The sequence below is a fragment of the Thermicanus aegyptius DSM 12793 genome (assembly GCF_000510645.1).
GTDB classification, from domain to species: domain Bacteria; phylum Bacillota; class Bacilli; order Thermicanales; family Thermicanaceae; genus Thermicanus; species Thermicanus aegyptius.
This window is the reverse complement of record NZ_KI783301.1, coordinates 1,060,283-1,075,870: the sequence shown is the minus strand read 5'-3', so window position 1 is coordinate 1,075,870 and position 15,588 is coordinate 1,060,283. Positions and strand designations below refer to the sequence as shown.

General features: G+C 46.2%; 15 protein-coding genes and 1 pseudogene. 4 read left to right on the top strand and 12 right to left on the bottom strand.

Annotated features, from left to right (window positions below; translation table 11 throughout):
- The first annotated feature begins 1 nt into the window (after nucleotide 1).
- The gene (locus tag THEAE_RS0105780; RefSeq protein WP_028986804.1) at nucleotides 2-1,108 is read left to right on the top strand and encodes a Ger(x)C family spore germination protein; all 1,107 of its coding nucleotides are present in this window, start codon (nucleotides 2-4) and stop codon (nucleotides 1,106-1,108) included.
- On the opposite strand, the gene THEAE_RS0105775 is transcribed toward THEAE_RS0105780, so the two are convergent.
- The 10 genes from THEAE_RS0105775 to xylF all read right to left on the bottom strand — a co-directional run bounded on the left by THEAE_RS0105775 (nucleotide 1,102) and on the right by xylF (nucleotide 12,411).
- Nucleotides 1,102-1,716 (bottom strand): RsfA family transcriptional regulator, encoded by a 615-nt coding sequence (locus THEAE_RS0105775; RefSeq protein ID WP_028986803.1) that lies wholly within the window; start codon nucleotides 1,714-1,716, stop codon nucleotides 1,102-1,104. The two genes, THEAE_RS0105780 and THEAE_RS0105775, sit on opposite strands and share 7 nt — an antisense overlap.
- A gap of 150 nt (nucleotides 1,717-1,866) precedes the next feature.
- Nucleotides 1,867-2,349, bottom strand: coding sequence for a PepSY-associated TM helix domain-containing protein (locus THEAE_RS0105770; RefSeq protein WP_028986802.1), 483 nt, complete (start codon nucleotides 2,347-2,349; stop codon nucleotides 1,867-1,869).
- Nucleotides 2,350-2,396: 47 nt separating this feature from the next.
- Complete coding sequence (locus tag THEAE_RS0105765; protein ID WP_028986801.1) at nucleotides 2,397-3,569, bottom strand: ABC transporter permease; 1,173 nt, start codon at nucleotides 3,567-3,569, stop codon at nucleotides 2,397-2,399.
- Nucleotides 3,566-4,267 carry an ABC transporter ATP-binding protein gene (locus tag THEAE_RS0105760; RefSeq protein ID WP_028986800.1) on the bottom strand — a complete coding sequence of 234 codons (702 nt, stop codon included), beginning with the start codon at nucleotides 4,265-4,267 and terminating at the stop codon, nucleotides 3,566-3,568. Before THEAE_RS0105760 ends, THEAE_RS0105765 begins: the two co-directional genes overlap by 4 nt.
- A complete protein-coding gene (locus tag THEAE_RS0105755; RefSeq protein ID WP_028986799.1) occupies nucleotides 4,264-5,889 on the bottom strand; it encodes an efflux RND transporter periplasmic adaptor subunit in 1,626 nt (541 codons plus the stop codon). Before THEAE_RS0105755 ends, THEAE_RS0105760 begins: the two co-directional genes overlap by 4 nt.
- Before the next feature lie 179 nt (nucleotides 5,890-6,068).
- On the bottom strand, nucleotides 6,069-7,493 hold the full coding sequence (locus THEAE_RS0105750; RefSeq protein WP_039944293.1) for a sensor histidine kinase: 1,425 nt from the start codon (nucleotides 7,491-7,493) through the stop codon (nucleotides 6,069-6,071).
- The gene (locus THEAE_RS0105745) at nucleotides 7,483-8,157 is read right to left on the bottom strand and encodes a response regulator transcription factor (protein ID WP_005588486.1); all 675 of its coding nucleotides are present in this window, start codon (nucleotides 8,155-8,157) and stop codon (nucleotides 7,483-7,485) included. The genes THEAE_RS0105750 and THEAE_RS0105745 overlap by 11 nt, the downstream gene beginning before the upstream one ends.
- Before the next feature lie 439 nt (nucleotides 8,158-8,596).
- A complete protein-coding gene (locus THEAE_RS0105735) occupies nucleotides 8,597-9,733 on the bottom strand; it encodes a sugar ABC transporter permease (RefSeq protein WP_039944291.1) in 1,137 nt (378 codons plus the stop codon).
- 2 nt (nucleotides 9,734-9,735) lie between these two features.
- A complete protein-coding gene (locus tag THEAE_RS0105730) occupies nucleotides 9,736-11,244 on the bottom strand; it encodes a xylose ABC transporter ATP-binding protein (protein ID WP_028986795.1) in 1,509 nt (502 codons plus the stop codon).
- Between the two features lie 51 nt (nucleotides 11,245-11,295).
- Nucleotides 11,296-12,411 carry a D-xylose ABC transporter substrate-binding protein gene (gene xylF, locus THEAE_RS0105725; RefSeq protein ID WP_028986794.1) on the bottom strand — a complete coding sequence of 372 codons (1,116 nt, stop codon included), beginning with the start codon at nucleotides 12,409-12,411 and terminating at the stop codon, nucleotides 11,296-11,298.
- A gap of 291 nt (nucleotides 12,412-12,702) precedes the next feature.
- On the opposite strand from xylF, the gene THEAE_RS0105720 reads away from it, so the two are divergent.
- The 3 genes and pseudogenes from THEAE_RS0105720 to THEAE_RS23360 all read left to right on the top strand — a co-directional run.
- Entirely contained in the window at nucleotides 12,703-13,905 is a 1,203-nt protein-coding gene (locus THEAE_RS0105720) for an ROK family transcriptional regulator (RefSeq protein WP_028986793.1), read from the top strand.
- Between the two features lie 99 nt (nucleotides 13,906-14,004).
- Entirely contained in the window at nucleotides 14,005-14,439 is a 435-nt protein-coding gene (locus THEAE_RS20075) for a hypothetical protein (RefSeq protein ID WP_211233477.1), read from the top strand.
- 12 nt (nucleotides 14,440-14,451) lie between these two features.
- Nucleotides 14,452-14,667 (top strand): annotated as a pseudogene (locus THEAE_RS23360) (thioredoxin family protein); the annotation flags it as partial.
- 166 nt (nucleotides 14,668-14,833) lie between these two features.
- Here THEAE_RS23360 and THEAE_RS20070 read toward each other — a convergent pair.
- On the bottom strand, nucleotides 14,834-15,088 hold the full coding sequence (locus THEAE_RS20070) for a hypothetical protein (protein ID WP_005588476.1): 255 nt from the start codon (nucleotides 15,086-15,088) through the stop codon (nucleotides 14,834-14,836).
- A gap of 95 nt (nucleotides 15,089-15,183) precedes the next feature.
- A complete protein-coding gene (locus tag THEAE_RS21910) occupies nucleotides 15,184-15,444 on the bottom strand; it encodes an aminopeptidase P family N-terminal domain-containing protein (protein ID WP_156920556.1) in 261 nt (86 codons plus the stop codon).
- Nucleotides 15,445-15,588: the final 144 nt, after the last annotated feature.

Below are 15,588 nucleotides of genomic sequence, written 5' to 3'. Positions count from 1 at the left end.
AATGGGGCACCTCTTACGGATCCATCTCTCCCTATTTCTCTTTCTCCCCCTTCTTTTCCTTTCCTCATGCGCCTTCCGGGATATTGATAAACGGGGATTCGTGGTCGGCATGGGAATTGACCCGGGAAAGGAGAAGAAATACCTGATCACTCTCAAAGTAGCGATCCCGAATCCCGACATCAAATCGGGTGAAAGCGATTTCCAGATCTACAGCGAAGAGAATGATTTCATCGGAGAGGCGGTCAAACGATTGGGCGCAAAGGTGGAAAAACAGCTCGATTTTAACCATACCAAAATGATTCTGTTCGGAGAAAAGTTGATAAAAAGAGAAGAGGTCTCTTCCCTTATCGACTGGTTCTTGCGCAGACAAGAGATCCAGCGGGTTGCCCTCGTAGGCGTCGGGCGGCCGGACGCCTACTCCATTCTAAAGATCAAACCAAAGTCGGAACACATCCCTTTTAATTTCCTTTTCCTCGCCTTTGAAGAGAGCGGTTCCAACTCCCCTTATATTATCACAACCCACCTTTTCGACCTGTCCCGCCGTCTCTTTGAACGGGGGCTTGATCCGGTTCTGCCGATCATTCGGAAAAATAAAAATAAGGGGGCGATCATCAACCAGGTCGTCCTCCTGGATAAGAAAAAAGCAGTAACAGAACTTACACCGGAAGAGACGGAAATATTAAATCTCCTTATGTACCAAAAAAGGCAGACAGGATTTATTGTTGAAAAAGGAAATAAGAAATTTTTTCTAAACATTGGTCCCAACCATGCGAAAATAAAACGATGGGCCGGGGATAAAAACGGGACGCAGACCGCCACGATCCAGGTTCAACTGGAAGGGGAACTGAATGAGATGAAAGCCAAGTCTACTCAAAAAGATCTACCGGTGTATGAATCGATGGCCACGCAAACGCTAAAGAAGAAAGTGGAGCGTTTAATCAAGAAAATCCAGAAAAATAATGTAGACCCCCTAGGTTTAGGACTCCTCTACCGATCCCACCACCTAGGTGAACAGGGTTGGGAAAAATGGAAAAGCTCCTATCCTCGCATGAAAATCGATGTGGATGTGAAGGTAAAGATCTTTAGCACCGGGGGAATAAATCAATAACTTCCTTCACCTCTCTGGTGGGAGGTTTTTCTTTTAGCCCTCTCCATCATCTCCAAAAGAACCTTGTACCCCTCTTCCAAAGAGAGGATCCTTTCCAGCTCCCCTTGAAGATTTTCTACCTCTGCGAGAAGCTGCCCATTTCGCTCCTGAAAGCGGCCAATCTCCTCCACAAGGCGATGTTTTTCGTCGTGAAGGAGGCGATTCATTTCCTGAAGTTTCACCCTTTCCTCCTTCAGCCGCCCATTTTCCTGCTCCAGGTCTTCCACCCTCTTTTTTAATTGGGAAAGCTCTTCACTGTTCTTCCTCCGGCTCTCTTGAAGCCCCTTTAGAAAACGGAACACCTCGTCGAAGGTAATGCTCTTCTGTTGAGAATCAAGGGGAAGAGCTTTCTTCCTCACCCCTTTTGCCATGGAAATCGCCTCTTCATACTCTTTTCGAATTGTGCTGTTCCAGCGAAAACCACAGGCCGCCGCCGTCCGTCCCAAACGCTCCGCCGCCTTTTCAAAGGCAGCCAGTTGGGTTCCTCCCTCTCGAATATGTTGAAGCGTTACCTCCGCCAATAAAAGATCTTCATCCGCCGTCCATGCATCTTGCCTATTCGCAGCCATCCATCTTTCCCTCCCTGCACATCATCTCCTTCATCTTATTCACTTCATAGAGTTGATAGAATGAACTTTGTTGGCCTTTTACGGAAAAAAGCGGATGGCAAATGCCAACCGCTCGTTTGAAGAAAACATTCTCGCTGCGGCTACCTCTCCCTACGAGCCGCTCACTTCTTTATTCGAAAACACTTTTCTCCGGGCTCGTAAGGTTTTTATCGATAAGTAAATCCCTGTGGCGGTGAGGAACAGGATGCTGACGGCGGATAAGTCGATCAGCCAACGAATGTCTACGTTTCCGATACGACCTGAATGTATGCCACGAACAATTGCCAGCAAGGAGTTCCCGAACCTTCCCCCCATCGTTCCGTCTGGATAACGAAACCTCTCACTCCGGCTACTGCTATTGTTATGGATGGTACCGGAAGGGTTTTGTGCTCCATTCTGAGTTCCTTCCTGGATTCCGGTTTGACTCCTCATTTGGTCCAAAGGGACTTGATCGCGAAACTCGAAACGTTCTCCTGAAGGTTGTCCCAACAGCCATGGTTCCGTGAGCAACAATCCGGTACCGGCTTCGATAAACAATAGTATAGAGGATATCAACCCAATCCATAAATGGGCTTGCCGAAACTTCCTAAACATATGGTTTTATCTCTCCTTCTATCGATATCATAAGCGGGCCATCAACCCTATTCAAAACGAAGGGCATCGATGGGGTTTAACTTAGCCGCCCTGTTGGCCGGCAATATGCCAAAGAGAACTCCAACCCCAACGGAGAATCCAAGGGCGATCAGGATCACCTGAAGGGAAAGGGCGACGGTCATACGAAACACATTCGAAAGCAATAGGGCGATGCCTACCCCGATTCCGACGCCGATCAACCCGCCGATGAGACTAAGGACGACGGCCTCTATCAGAAACTGGAGCAGAATGTCCCGCTTTTTCGCGCCGATCGCTTTCCGGATGCCGATCTCTCTCGTTCGTTCGGTCACGGAAACCAGCATGATGTTCATGATCCCGATGCCGCCTACGAGCAGAGAGATCCCCGCGATGCCCCCCAACATTAACGTCATGGTTGACGAGACGGAACTTACCGTCTGCAACATGTCCTGTTGGCTGAACACATTGTAACTATCCTCGTTACCCTTAAATTTTTTCGCCAGCTCCCCCTCGATTCTCCACATCGCCCGTTGGACATGATCTGGGGAATCGGCCTCCACGTAAATGGTGCGGACCCCGGGGCTTGCGAGAAGCCGTTCGGCGGTACTGATCGGAATGATGATCTTGTCGTCGTTGGAGCCGCCGATCGAACTTCCTTTTTGTTCCAATACGCCGACCACCTTAAAGCGAATGCCGTTGATTTGTATAGACTGCCCTATGGGATCCGCAAATCCAAACAGCTCATTTGCCGTATTGGATCCGAGAAGGGCAACCTTATTCCTGTTTTCCAGATCGAGGGGCATGAGAAACCTTCCGCTCCGGACATGGGTTTGGCGGATGTTTTCATAATCCGGATTGGTTCCTTCGAGGTTTACATCAACACTCTTCAGCCCGTTTTTGGCCGTCACATTTCCCGTGATCACGGGGGAGACGCCTTTTACATCCGATAGATTCGCGAATTTCATGGCTTCATCATACTTTAACGTCGTTTGGCTCCCCCTTCCAACGATGTTTACGCTGATCAGGTTGGAACCCAACCCTTGGATCTGGTCCGTCACATTCTTGGTTGTTCCTTGGCCAATCGATACTAAAGCGATCACGGCCGCCACACCGATAATGATGCCCAACATGGTTAAAAATGAGCGAAACTTATTTCCATAAATATTTTTTAAAGCGATTTTTATGGCTTGACCGTAACTCAAAGGGTCTCCCCTCCTTCAGCCATCAGACGGCCATCTTGGATTCGCACGATACGCTTCGCCTGTTTGGCAATCGTCAGATCATGGGTAATCAGAACAACGGTATGCCCCGCCTGATTTAAGCTTTTTAGGATCTGAATCACTTCCTGGCCAGTTTTCGAATCAAGGGCACCGGTGGGCTCGTCTGCCAGGAGAATTTGCGGTTGACCGGCCAGCGCCCTGGCAATCGCCACCCGTTGTTGCTGTCCTCCGGATAATTGACTCGGTTTGTGATGGGCCCGGTCTTTTAATCCCACTTTTTCCAAGGAATCATAGGCGACGGCGCGCCGTTCTTTGGCCGAGATTCCCCGATAAACCAGCGGCAATTCCACGTTTTCTAGGGCCGTAAGCCTCGCCAACAAATTAAATCCCTGGAAAATAAAACCGATTTTTTCGTTCCGGATCGTTGCCAACTGATGGTCCTTTAGCTTCCCGATATCCTCGCCATCCAGCAAATAAGTTCCGCTTGTGGGCAGATCCAAGCATCCGATGACATTCATCAAGGTAGATTTGCCGGAACCAGAGGGACCGATGATGGCCAAAAACTCTCCCCGGTCGATGGTGAGAGAGACTTCATCCAACGCCTTTACCGTCTCACCACCTAATTTGTACCATTTACTCAATTTCTCGATGAGAATGAGCGGACCGGCACCTGAGGTCATCGGTTACCACCCCCCGTTGAGTTTCTAAATCCTCCCCGGGTTCCTCCTCCCTGGAATCCTCCCATTCCTCCTGGAAAACCGCCTGGGAAACGGTTCAATTGTTGAGACCGGTTGGTGGTCACGGTAGGCAAGATCACCTCATCCCCTTCACTCAGTCCATTGGTGATTTCAATGTAATCCTCATTGGAAATTCCTACTTCAACCTGTTTCATTTGAATATTTTCTCCGGTACTCCCGGCATTTCTTGATGCAGTCAATACCATATATTGGTTCCCTCTTTTTTGAACCGCTTCGATCGGCACGTATAATACATTCTGTTTTTCTTGAACGGTTATCACCGCTTCCCCCGTCATCCCTGAACGTATTCCTTTCGATTCCTGGAGGAGAATGGTCACATCGAAAGTGGCCACTCCGTTATTCACGGTTCCCTCTTCCGCTATTTTTGTCACCTCCCCCTTCAACTTTTGATCGGGGAGAGCGTTCAAGGTAACATCCGCGATTTGCCCCACTTTTACCTTGGAAATATCTAATTCGTCAACGGCAATCACCATCTGATAGTCCTGATAATTGGCGATTTCGGCTACAGCCTGCCCCGCTTTGACCTCGGCGCCAGGTTCCACATCCCGCGTCAGGATCTCGCCGGATAGGGGGGCAAGAATCGGCGAGGGAGCCGCTTGCTGCTCTTGATAAGATTTAATTCTTTCTTTGGCTTGTAAGATTTGGTTATTCAATTGATCGATATTGCTCGTGTCGATGTCGGTCTCAAGGAGAACGACAGCCTGCCCCGTCCGAACATACGCCTGTTTCGATACCAAGATCTTGCTCACGGTTCCTGATGTTTTCGCCTTGATTTCGAAAATCTCCGCCGGTTTAAAGGTTCCTTTTTCCAAAGCTTGAACTTTTCCCTTTGGCGTTACGACAGAAACCTGGGCGGAAAAACTTGAATCCATTTTTTGCTCCACTTCAACCGTTACATCATAATAATTGACGCCGCTTTCCGTCGTCCTGCCCAGCGTGTCCACCTCTTTCACCGTTCCTTCGACGGTTTCAAAGTTATCAAGGATAAAGACCTCTGCTTTTTGCCCTACTTTCACATCGGCGACTTGAGCTTGGTTGAATGGGACGGTAATGGTGGAGGTATTTACCCTTTGGACCGTGCCCAGGACCGAATTGGCCTGCACTTCATCTCCGACATTCACGTTAAGAGAAATCAGGTTCCCATCGGCGGGAGATGTGACGGTCGATTTCTCCTTTTGATCATTCATTTTTTTCTGAGCGTTCTGCAATTGGGTGTTAAGTTGTTGCAGATTGAACTCTTCTTGCTGTATCTGATCGCTCAGATCACTCCCTTTAAATGTTACCAGAACTTGCCCCTTTTCCACCTTGTCTCCTTCTTGAAACAATACCTCATTCACCACCCCCGTTTCTGTGGCTGTTACACTTTCCTTATTCACAGGGGTGACCGATCCGGTGCCACTAACCTGAATGGTAAGATTTCCCCTTTGCACCGGAGCCGTGATCCTTTGGGCGGCCACGGGCTGTTTTCCTTTCTGCAGAAAATAGACGAAGATCCCTGCACCGGCAATGAGGACAGCCAGCACAATAAAAATCCACTTTTTCATCAATTCGTTTACTCCTCTCTCTTCTCAAGTAAACTTTTTAGGAGAACGGAATGAATTCATCTTGAATCCGATGACCCTTTCATTTTAAACGAGTTCGGTAAAAATTAGGTGAAAAAACAGGACATCCAAAAAAACGTATACAAAAAGCCGTAAAGGAAAGTTGGGGGAAAAGAAGCGATTCATTTCCGAGGCTGCTGGGGAATTTTAACCGTGAACGTACTCCCTTCACCCACTTTGCTATCTGCTTGAATCGTTCCTTTGTGGGCCTCAACGATCCATTTCGCGATGGAAAGTCCTAATCCATACCCGCCCGTTTGCCTGGTTCGGGCTTTATCCACCCGATAAAACCGGTCAAAGATTTTTTCTAGATCCTCCGGACTGATTCCGATTCCCGTATCCTTCACCTGAAGATGAAACGTTGGATGGCGCTCCTGATCTTCTATGGAAAGGGTTACATCTACCGTGCCGGCCTGGGGGGTGTATTTGATCGCGTTATCCAGCAGGAGATAGAGCAGCTGTTTTAACCGTTCCAGATCGCCGTAAACAACCATCGGTGAAGGAGCATGTAAGGTAAGAACGATTCCCTTTGAATCGGCCAGCGGTTTCATCGACTCTATGATTTTTGCGGCGATAGGCTGATAGTCAAAATTCTCCCATAATATCTCTGCCTGTTCCGAATCGGAACGGGCCAAGGTGAGCAGATCGCCCACCAATTTTGCCATACGTTTCACTTCTTCCTTCATATTGGTGAGCAGTTTGCGGGAGAAATCCCCCTCCTCATTCATTTCTTTTTCCATCTCCAGCGCATTAATCGAAGTAAGGAGAACGCTTAAGGGTGTCCGCAACTCATGGGAGGCATCTGCCGTAAACTGTCGTTGCTTCATATATGCGTTCACCACAGGGATCATGGCTCTCTTAGACATGAGATGGCTAAGGTAAATGGCTACTCCGGAAAACAATACGGCCAATATAACCAGGATAAAGAAGAGAGAACGGAACAAATCAATATTTTTCGTTATATTTTTTCCCACATATAAAGTCCCTACAAACATGTCTCCAAAAAAAACTGGTTGAGCAGCGACAAGAAGCCTGATGTCCCCGGGGTTTTCCGGCTGTGGCGGCAATCCATTCATCAGATCAGGCGGAATTTTTATACTGAAGGAACGAACCTGCTGGTCCTGCGGCATCCACCCCTGAATCACATTGATTAGATCGTTGCGAAACGGATGAACCACCTCATTACCAAAAACAAGACGGCCCACCGGGTCTATAAAATAATAAAAGAATTGGTCCTCGCCAATGACAATGATGTCTCTATTGACCGGAATAAAGGGGTTCAGGCGGCCATATTTCGCCAAATATCCTTTAACGATATTTTCTTCCTGAATCGCCAATCTCTTAATTTGTTGTTCCTCCCGTTGAGAGATGGTCACCGAGAAGACGGTATAAATTATCAGGGTAAATAAAATGAGAAAAAGAATGATAAATCCGCTATAGAGCATCGTAAGGCGGATCTGTGTCCGCTTAAAGAGATCGGTGGCCCACTGCTGTCGGATCTTCGTAGCCCACTGCTGTCGGATTTTCGTGAATCGATTAATCTTCAATTTTGTATCCCACCCCGCGAATACTTTGTATAACCTCTTCTTTCCTGAAAAATTCCAGTTTCTTTCGGATCAATTTTACCGTGGCGTCCACGATTTTCGGGGAGACATCTTTTTCATACCCCCAAACCCGGTCTAAGATCAGGTCACGGGTTAAGACCCTACCTTTGTTCTGGACTAACAAATCAAACAATTGAAACTCGCGGGGGGTAAGTTGGATTTCCTTCTCTCCCTGTTGAACCGTATAGTTGGTCCGATTTAGCACAAGATCTTTTATCGCCACTCTCTCCTCAAGGATCGGGGCATAGTTGCGCCGTAAAAGGGCACGGAGACGGGCAAGGAGTTCGTCAAATTCAAAGGGCTTCACAAGATAATCGTCGGCGCCCGCATCAAGTCCCGTCACACGGTCCGACACGGCATCTTTGGCCGTTAGCATCAAGATCGCCCTGGAATACCCTCCTTTTCTTAGGTTCCGGCAAACATCCACACCGCTTAACTCGGGCATCATCCAATCCAGAACGATCACGTCGTAGTAAGAGTTTATCGCATATTCATAAGCATCTTTTCCTTGAGTAACCCAATCGACGTGAAAATCCCCCTTTTTCTTCAACAAGTGTGTGATCAGTTCACCCAAGGCGAGATCATCCTCCGCTAAAAGGATGTTCATCCTTTATTTCCCCCTCTCAACATCCCCTTTTTTATTTACATTATCACACGAAAGTAAAAAAAAGATGAAAAAAGGTAGAGAAATGAGGCTTTCTCTACCTTTTGCATTCTTTTGAGAAGATTTCATTTTAGCGGACGCCGAGCACAATTTCCATGGTGAGCCGATCCAGTTTCTCCTACTTTAATCCCACGGATGCCACCAAGGTATCCCGTAAAGGTAAAACCGGGCAAAATCATCTCTTGGTCCTTAATCTCGCTGATCAACCCTTGAATCTCAGGATCTTTGTTAAACCGTTCTACCTTTTCCTTCAAAATGAGATAGGATCGTATGATCTGACTGCAAAGCTCCTTGAGGAATATGGTAGTAGATAGCTCATTGCTTCTCCTATCTTCCCATGGATTATTAATTCGTCTGAACTTAATACACATACCACGAAGACTTATTCAATCTTTTTCTTACTCAATATATCCAGGAAGACAGCTAAGATCAAAATTAATCCTTTCACGATATATTGCCAGAAAGGTTGGATATTCATCATGCTCATACCGTTGTCAAGGCTTACCATCACGAGAGCTCCAGTTATGGAACCTACGATGGTGCCAACGCCACCCATGAGACTACTCCCCCCGATGACAGCCGCCGCAATCGCATCTAACTCATACATCTGCCCTGCTCCTACCGTTGCAGCATTAAGACGACCTGTTAAAACTACGCCAGCGATCCCTGCCAGGAGTCCCATTATGGTGAAGATAAGGAGCAGGTGACGTCTAATGTTGATTCCCGAATAACGAGCTGCCTCAGGGTTTCCCCCAATTGCGTACAGATGGCGACCAAACCCGGTACGATTTGCAATAAAAGTGAAGAGAATAGCGAGAAGCAGAACAATCATGATAGGGGTAGGAATACCCAGATAGCGGTTCATCATGTAGACGAACAAGGTAGCGAGCAAACTATAGAAAATTGTTTTCCCATAATCGATATAACCTTGGTTTAGGCTGAGGCCATATTTCTTTCTCTTTTTCCTCCGATGATAGGTGTTTAAAAAGAGGACAACGATAAAGAGAATAAGGAGCAGGTATCCCCATGCATAGGGGAGGTAACTTTGACCGATCTGGATAAAGTCTTCATGCAAAGGAGCGATGGTTTCCCCTTTGCTTACTCCGATGAGAATGCCCCGGAAGACCATCATTCCACCCAGCGTGACGATGAAAGATGGAACTCCCAAATAAGCAACCCACCAACCTTGCCATAAACCAAGTAATAAACCAACGACTAAAGCCGCTAAAATAACCCAAACTGTATCCCAACCATACCAAACTTGCAAAATAGCAGCAATCCCGCCAGTGAGACCTACAATCGAGCCCACCGACAAATCAATATGACCCGCTACAATGACAAGAGTCATGCCAATCGCCAGGATGGAAGTGACAGACATCTGTCTGAATAGATTGGAGAGATTGCGAGATGATAGAAAGGCGCCATCTGTATAGATACTGAAGATTATCGCGATCAAGATCAATGCAACGAACATTGAATAGGCGCGGATATCAAAATGAAAAGTTTTTTTTGTCTCCATGACTATTTCCTCCCGGTCGCGCTGGCCATTATTTTTTCCTGTGTCGCTTCACCACGCCTAAATTCATTAATGATCCTACCTCCAGATAGGACTAGAATACGATCCGACATTCCTATGATTTCAGGAAGTTCAGAGGATATCATAACCACGGCAACCCTTTCTTTCACCAATTCGTTAATCAGTTTATAAATTTCATATTTGGCTCCCACATCTATACCCCGTGTCGGTTCATCAAGGATTAAGACTTTAGGATTGGTCATCAACCACTTCCCCAAAACAACCTTTTGCTGGTTTCCGCCACTTAACTTGCTTACTTTCATCTCTAAATTGGTTGCTTTTAAGAGCATTTGGCGCATATAAAAGCCCGAAATTTTTACTTCCTCAGACTCGTCGATGATCCCCCTTTTCATCACCCGATCAAGAGCAGCTAAGGTGGAGTTTTTCATGATATTCATGTTCATAATTAAACCATATTGTTTTCGATCTTCAGAGGCATAGACAATCCCTAGCTCAATCGCATCCCTTGGTTCTCGAATACGTATTTTTTTTCCTCTTAGGAATACTTCACCTTCTTTGGTGACCTTATATACACCAAATAAACTTGCAAAAAGCTCAGTCCTTCCTGCTCCCATCAGCCCAGCTATGCCGAGGATCTCACCTTCTCTCACGTTAAATGAGACCTGATCGATTATTTTCTTCTTTTGGCGTGGATCATAGGCGCTGTAGTTCTTCACCTCAAGGACAACATCCCCGATTTCATGCTCCTCGTACGGAAATAAATCAGAGATTTCCCTCCCCACCATTAAGGAGATGATTTGTTCCTCCGTCAGATTTTGGATCGAATCCGTTCCCACTGTTTTTCCGTCTCTTAAAACCGTAACCCTATCAGCAATTGACATCACTTCATTTAGTTTGTGGGAGATATAAATACATGTTTTCCCTTTGGATTTTAAAAGACGTAGCAAATTCATCAGAATCTTAACTTCACTTTCCGTCAACGCTGCTGTGGGTTCATCCAAAATGATAATCTCACTTTTTTTCGAAAGTGCCTTCGCAATTTCTACCATCTGCTGTTGACCAATTCCCAACTTACTTACTTTTATATCCACAGGAATATCAAGATGGATTTGATCTAACCATTTCTTTGCTTCTTCATATAATCTCTCCGTATCAATAATTCCCCGTCTTAACGGCTCGTTGCCTAAGAAGATATTTTCGGCAACGGTCATTTCTTTTACCAACGTCAGTTCTTGATAGATTATGGCGATACCGGCTTTTTCCGACTCTTTGATATCCCGAAAATACATCTCTTGCCCATTGATACGTATGATCCCCTCATACGTTCCTGTAGGGTAAACTCCGCTTAATACTTTCATCAACGTAGATTTTCCCGCACCATTTTCACCACAAAGTGCATGGATTTCTCCCTTCTTCACGGAGAGGGTAACTTGATCCAGGGCACGCACGCCGGGAAATTCTTTGGTGATTCCGATCATCTCTAACGCATTCATGAGATCACCTCAAGGAATTGAGAAGCGAGGGAGAAGAGACTCCCTCTTATACTATTTTTTGGGACGTTGATCTTCAGGTACATTCTTGTATACTTCTTCAAAAGGATGGAAGCCGTCTTTGATTATCGTATCCATCATGTTCTGTTTATCCACTTGAATGGGGGTGAGGAGAACGGCGGGAACATCAATCTTTCCATTGTTAATTTTTCCTTGGGTTTTGATTGGTTTGCCATTCGCCAAATCTATTGCAACTTCTGCGGAGGTGGTAGCAAGTAATTTAATGGGTTTATAAACCGTCATGGACTGTGTCCCCTCCACAATCCGCTGGCAGGCTGCCAAGTCAGCATCCTGTCCTGAAATGACTACTTTCCCTGCCAATCCTTGCGCAGCCAATGCTTGGATCGCTCCACCCGCTGTGCTGTCATTAGAGGCAACCACTGCATCGATCTTATTGTTATTCGCCGTCAACGCATTTTCCATAATTTGAAGTGCAGCATCAGCTTGCCAATCCTTTGCCCATTGATCCCCTACAATCTTAATATCTCCACGGTCTATATAGGGTTGAAGAATATTCATCTGCCCTTGACGGAAAAGTTTTGCGTTGTTGTCGGTGGGAGATCCACCCAAAAGGAAGTAGTTTCCTTTCGGTACTTGTTTGACAAGATACTCGGCCTGCATCTCCCCAACACGCACATTATCGAACGATACATAGACATCAACGTCCGAATTATTGATCAAGCGGTCATACGCCAATACAGGAACACCTTCCTTTTTTGCCGCATCTACCGCAGCTGCCATGGCATCCGAGCTATGGGGAATAATAACCATTACATCTACACCTTGTGAAAGCATATTCTCCACTTGTGCCAATTGTTGCGCATCATCTCCGTTGGCAGATTGAACAATGACATCAGCCCCTAACTCTTTTGCACGCTGTACGAAGAAATCCCGATCATGTTGCCAACGCTCTAGGCGAAGGTCATCAATAGACATACCGATCTTGATTTTTTTCGTCTCAGTATCCTTGTTGGTTGATTGCCCTTGATCTTGCCCGTTGGTGCTAGCGCTTCCATCGTTGGCCGTAGGAGCCGTATCCTGTCCGCAAGCACTAAGAACAAAGAGGAGCATCGATAAAATCATGAATAAAACGACCAGCTTCGCCTTCATCCATTCTTCCCCCTTTAATATTCAGATTATTGTATCCGCTATCATCATATCATTTCTCATATTCTTTGTCTATCGATTAAACTATGTTTTTAAATGCTATTTTTTCACCTGATCGAAGTCCAAAAGAACAGGTGGAATTATACGGCTGCCAACGCTCTCTAAGAACGCGAAGTATTCCTCATATCAAGGCGTTAACAAGCTTGCTCAAGCTTGCCCATTTGATCAAGGTATGGGATAATAGGAAGGATGAAAAATTAGATAGTAGATCAAATAAACAAAGCGGTGAGCAAAATGGTAAAGAACACAGGAGATCAATATCTTGTCAAGAAAATCAATAAGTCCATTGTCCTCGATCTGATTCGCTCAAAATCGCCCCTCTCCAGAGCGCAAATTTCGGAAGTATCCGGACTCAATAAAGGGACGGTCTCTTCTCTCGTCAATGAATTAATGGAAGAAAAACTGGTATATGAAATAGGACTGGGAAAATCAAGCGGGGGAAGAAGACCGATAATGCTCCTGTTCAACCAAAGCGCAGGCTTTGCGGTCGGAGTTGACCTGGGAGTTAATTACATACTAACGGTGCTGACAGACTTAAACGGAACAGTTGTTCAGGAAGAGTTCATTCCCTATTCCAATCTCTCTTTTCAAGAGATTCTCATCCTCCTTAAATCCTCGATCACAAAAATAATCGAACATGCGCCTAACAGCCCGTACGGCATTATCGGTATTGGGGTGGGAGTACCTGGAATCGTCGATGAGAAAGGCATTATCCTTTTTGCTCCCAATCTGAATTGGAAGGAGACGGACCTGAAGAGCATTTTATACGAAGAGTTTCATGTTCCGGTCACCATTGATAACGAAGCAAACACCGGTGCTTTAGGAGAAAAGCGCTATGGAGCCGGACGGGATATTTCTAACTTAATCTACGTCAGTATCGGTATCGGCATTGGGGTAGGCATCATCCTGAATAACGAGTTGTTCCGCGGAACATCCGGTTATTCTGGAGAGATCGGCCATTCGGTGATTGAAATGAACGGAAGGAAATGCAGCTGCGGTAATCGGGGTTGTTGGGAAATGTACGCTTCCGAACAGGCGCTCCTTGAAGAAGCAAAGCGATTAAACTTGAGCAAATTGGATCTGGAAACCGTCGTACAAGCGGCCGATCAAGGAAGCCCGGAAGCAATCACCTTATTTAGTGAAATCGGTGAATATATCGGGGTTGGGATCGCCAACATTATGAATACTTTTAACCCTGATCTCATTCTTATCGGCAACCGAATGACGATGGCTGAAAAATGGATTTCTAACCCTATGAGACGGGTTGTGGAAAGCAGGGCACTTCCCTATCACCGCAAGGACGCCCAAATTCGTTTCTCCTCCTTATCCATTTATTCTGCGGTTAGAGGGGCCGCCTCCCTTGCGATTAATGAATTCTTCTCTCAGTCGCAATCTAATGTATCAATCGGCCTCAATTTTCTCTCTTCCCAATCGTGAAGATGGAAAATATACATGAATAACGGACTTGTTTTTGAAGACCATAAAGAATATCATCGAGTAAACAAATGAATCATTCGTCCGAAAGGAAGGTGAACCATGGGGATTATAGCGGAGAAAGACAAGGGAACCATTCGGGACATGTTCTCCAAGATGACGGGCACTTCCTACATACGATTCTTCTTCAGCAACTCAGAAAATCAGGAGTATGGGGAGGCCACCCGACAGATCCTAGAAGAACTCTCTGAGCTGACGGATAAACTAAAAGTAGAGGTGATCAACGGCGAGGAAGAAAAGGAACTCGTCAATCACTATGAGGTAGATAAGTTCCCCGCGACCCTCTTTGTAAAAGAAGACGGAACCGATACAGGTGTTCGTTTTTATGGAATTCCTTCGGGGTATGAATTTACCACATTGATTGAAGATATTATCGATCTCGGCAACAATACCATCGTGCTGGCCGAGAAAACCATCACAACACTGAAAGAGATTACCCAAAAAGTACACCTTCAGGTATTTGTAACCCCTACCTGACCCTATTGCCCGCGCGCGGTCCGCGTCGCACATTTCATGGCAATGGCAAACCCCAATATTCGTGCCGATATGGTTGAAGCAACAGAGTTTCCCGAACTATCCAACCATTATAGCGTTTATGGTGTTCCGAAGACGGTCATTAACGATGGAGCAGAGGAACAGGAAGGGGCGGTTCCGGAACAGGTTATCCTCCAGAAAATTCTGTCCGTTATAAAATCGACTCCTTAACCTGAGGGCGGTAAACGCCCAAACTTCTTTTTCTTGCCTAAGTGGAAGAAGAGAGAGGAAAAGGGAAGGCAGCAAATGCTGTCTTCCCTTTTTCTCTCTTTACTCCCATATTCCCGAACGTTTTTGTCCTACCCTCTGGATCTGCAATTTCATCGTTTGCTCGATTTTACGGATGGGAGCGTACGAGAATATCAGGTCGGAGATATCTTTTACCATCCTGCTCCATCTCCAGATACACCCAACTTCCGGTATGGGTAAGAACTTCATTCTCCTTCTCTCCCACGAGGATCGTATCTTCGGACTTGAGCCCCAGGATCGCCGGATTCCAAGCAAAGGCTTGATGGAGATGTACCACCTCTTCGGAGGCAGGGGTGGCAAAATACTCCCGTGAAGCATAGCCTGTTGCACCTCCCTGATGCAAATAGCGCCAATCATCCGGATAACCAGCTTTTTCATATGCCCTGATTCCAGCGTTGAAAATATCCCTTACCTTCGCGCCNGGGGGGGGGGGGGTGTTCAGCTGAAAGGCTTCTCTTCCATCTTGGTCGTAAGGCCGATTAGACGATCGGTAAAGATGAGGAGATCGACGACTCCCCATTCACTCGTTTGCAAAATATGATTGTCTCCCCCTACCGTAAGCCAGGAGAAATTCCTCCGCCTCCTCAGTAGAATCCCATCCACTTTCTTTTGCTCCATTAACTTCCTCAGCTTCCTAACCCGTTCCGCCACCATTCCACTTCGATTAAAGGCCGGTTCAAAACTTTCCGGATGTTTCATCATTCTTTGCCTCCCACACGACGATTGCGATGCAGCCATCTTTTTCACTTACTTCTATTGTACATTGTGAAAAGATTCGAGGGAAGGAAAAGGGAGATATGAATCATTACCGGAGAGACAAAAAGGCAAAATGAGTCTTTGGAC

Excerpts from the sequence above, each read along its gene's own strand:
- THEAE_RS0105780 (WP_028986804.1), top strand. The coding sequence starts at position 2 with ATGGGGCACCTCTTACGGATCCATCTCTCCCTATTTCTCTTTCTCCCC.
- THEAE_RS0105760 (WP_028986800.1), bottom strand. The coding sequence starts at position 4,267 with ATGACCTCAGGTGCCGGTCCGCTCATTCTCATCGAGAAATTGAGTAAA.
- THEAE_RS0105755 (WP_028986799.1), bottom strand. The coding sequence starts at position 5,889 with ATGAAAAAGTGGATTTTTATTGTGCTGGCTGTCCTCATTGCCGGTGCA.
- THEAE_RS20075 (WP_211233477.1), top strand. The coding sequence starts at position 14,005 with ATGGGGATTATAGCGGAGAAAGACAAGGGAACCATTCGGGACATGTTC.
- THEAE_RS0105775 (WP_028986803.1), bottom strand. The coding sequence starts at position 1,716 with ATGGCTGCGAATAGGCAAGATGCATGGACGGCGGATGAAGATCTTTTA.
- THEAE_RS21910 (WP_156920556.1), bottom strand. The coding sequence starts at position 15,444 with ATGAAACATCCGGAAAGTTTTGAACCGGCCTTTAATCGAAGTGGAATG.
- THEAE_RS0105720 (WP_028986793.1), top strand. The coding sequence starts at position 12,703 with ATGGTAAAGAACACAGGAGATCAATATCTTGTCAAGAAAATCAATAAG.
- THEAE_RS0105735 (WP_039944291.1), bottom strand. The coding sequence starts at position 9,733 with ATGGAGACAAAAAAAACTTTTCATTTTGATATCCGCGCCTATTCAATG.
- THEAE_RS0105745 (WP_005588486.1), bottom strand. The coding sequence starts at position 8,157 with ATGAACATCCTTTTAGCGGAGGATGATCTCGCCTTGGGTGAACTGATC.
- THEAE_RS0105730 (WP_028986795.1), bottom strand. The coding sequence starts at position 11,244 with ATGAATGCGTTAGAGATGATCGGAATCACCAAAGAATTTCCCGGCGTG.
- xylF (WP_028986794.1), bottom strand. The coding sequence starts at position 12,411 with ATGAAGGCGAAGCTGGTCGTTTTATTCATGATTTTATCGATGCTCCTC.
- THEAE_RS0105770 (WP_028986802.1), bottom strand. The coding sequence starts at position 2,349 with ATGTTTAGGAAGTTTCGGCAAGCCCATTTATGGATTGGGTTGATATCC.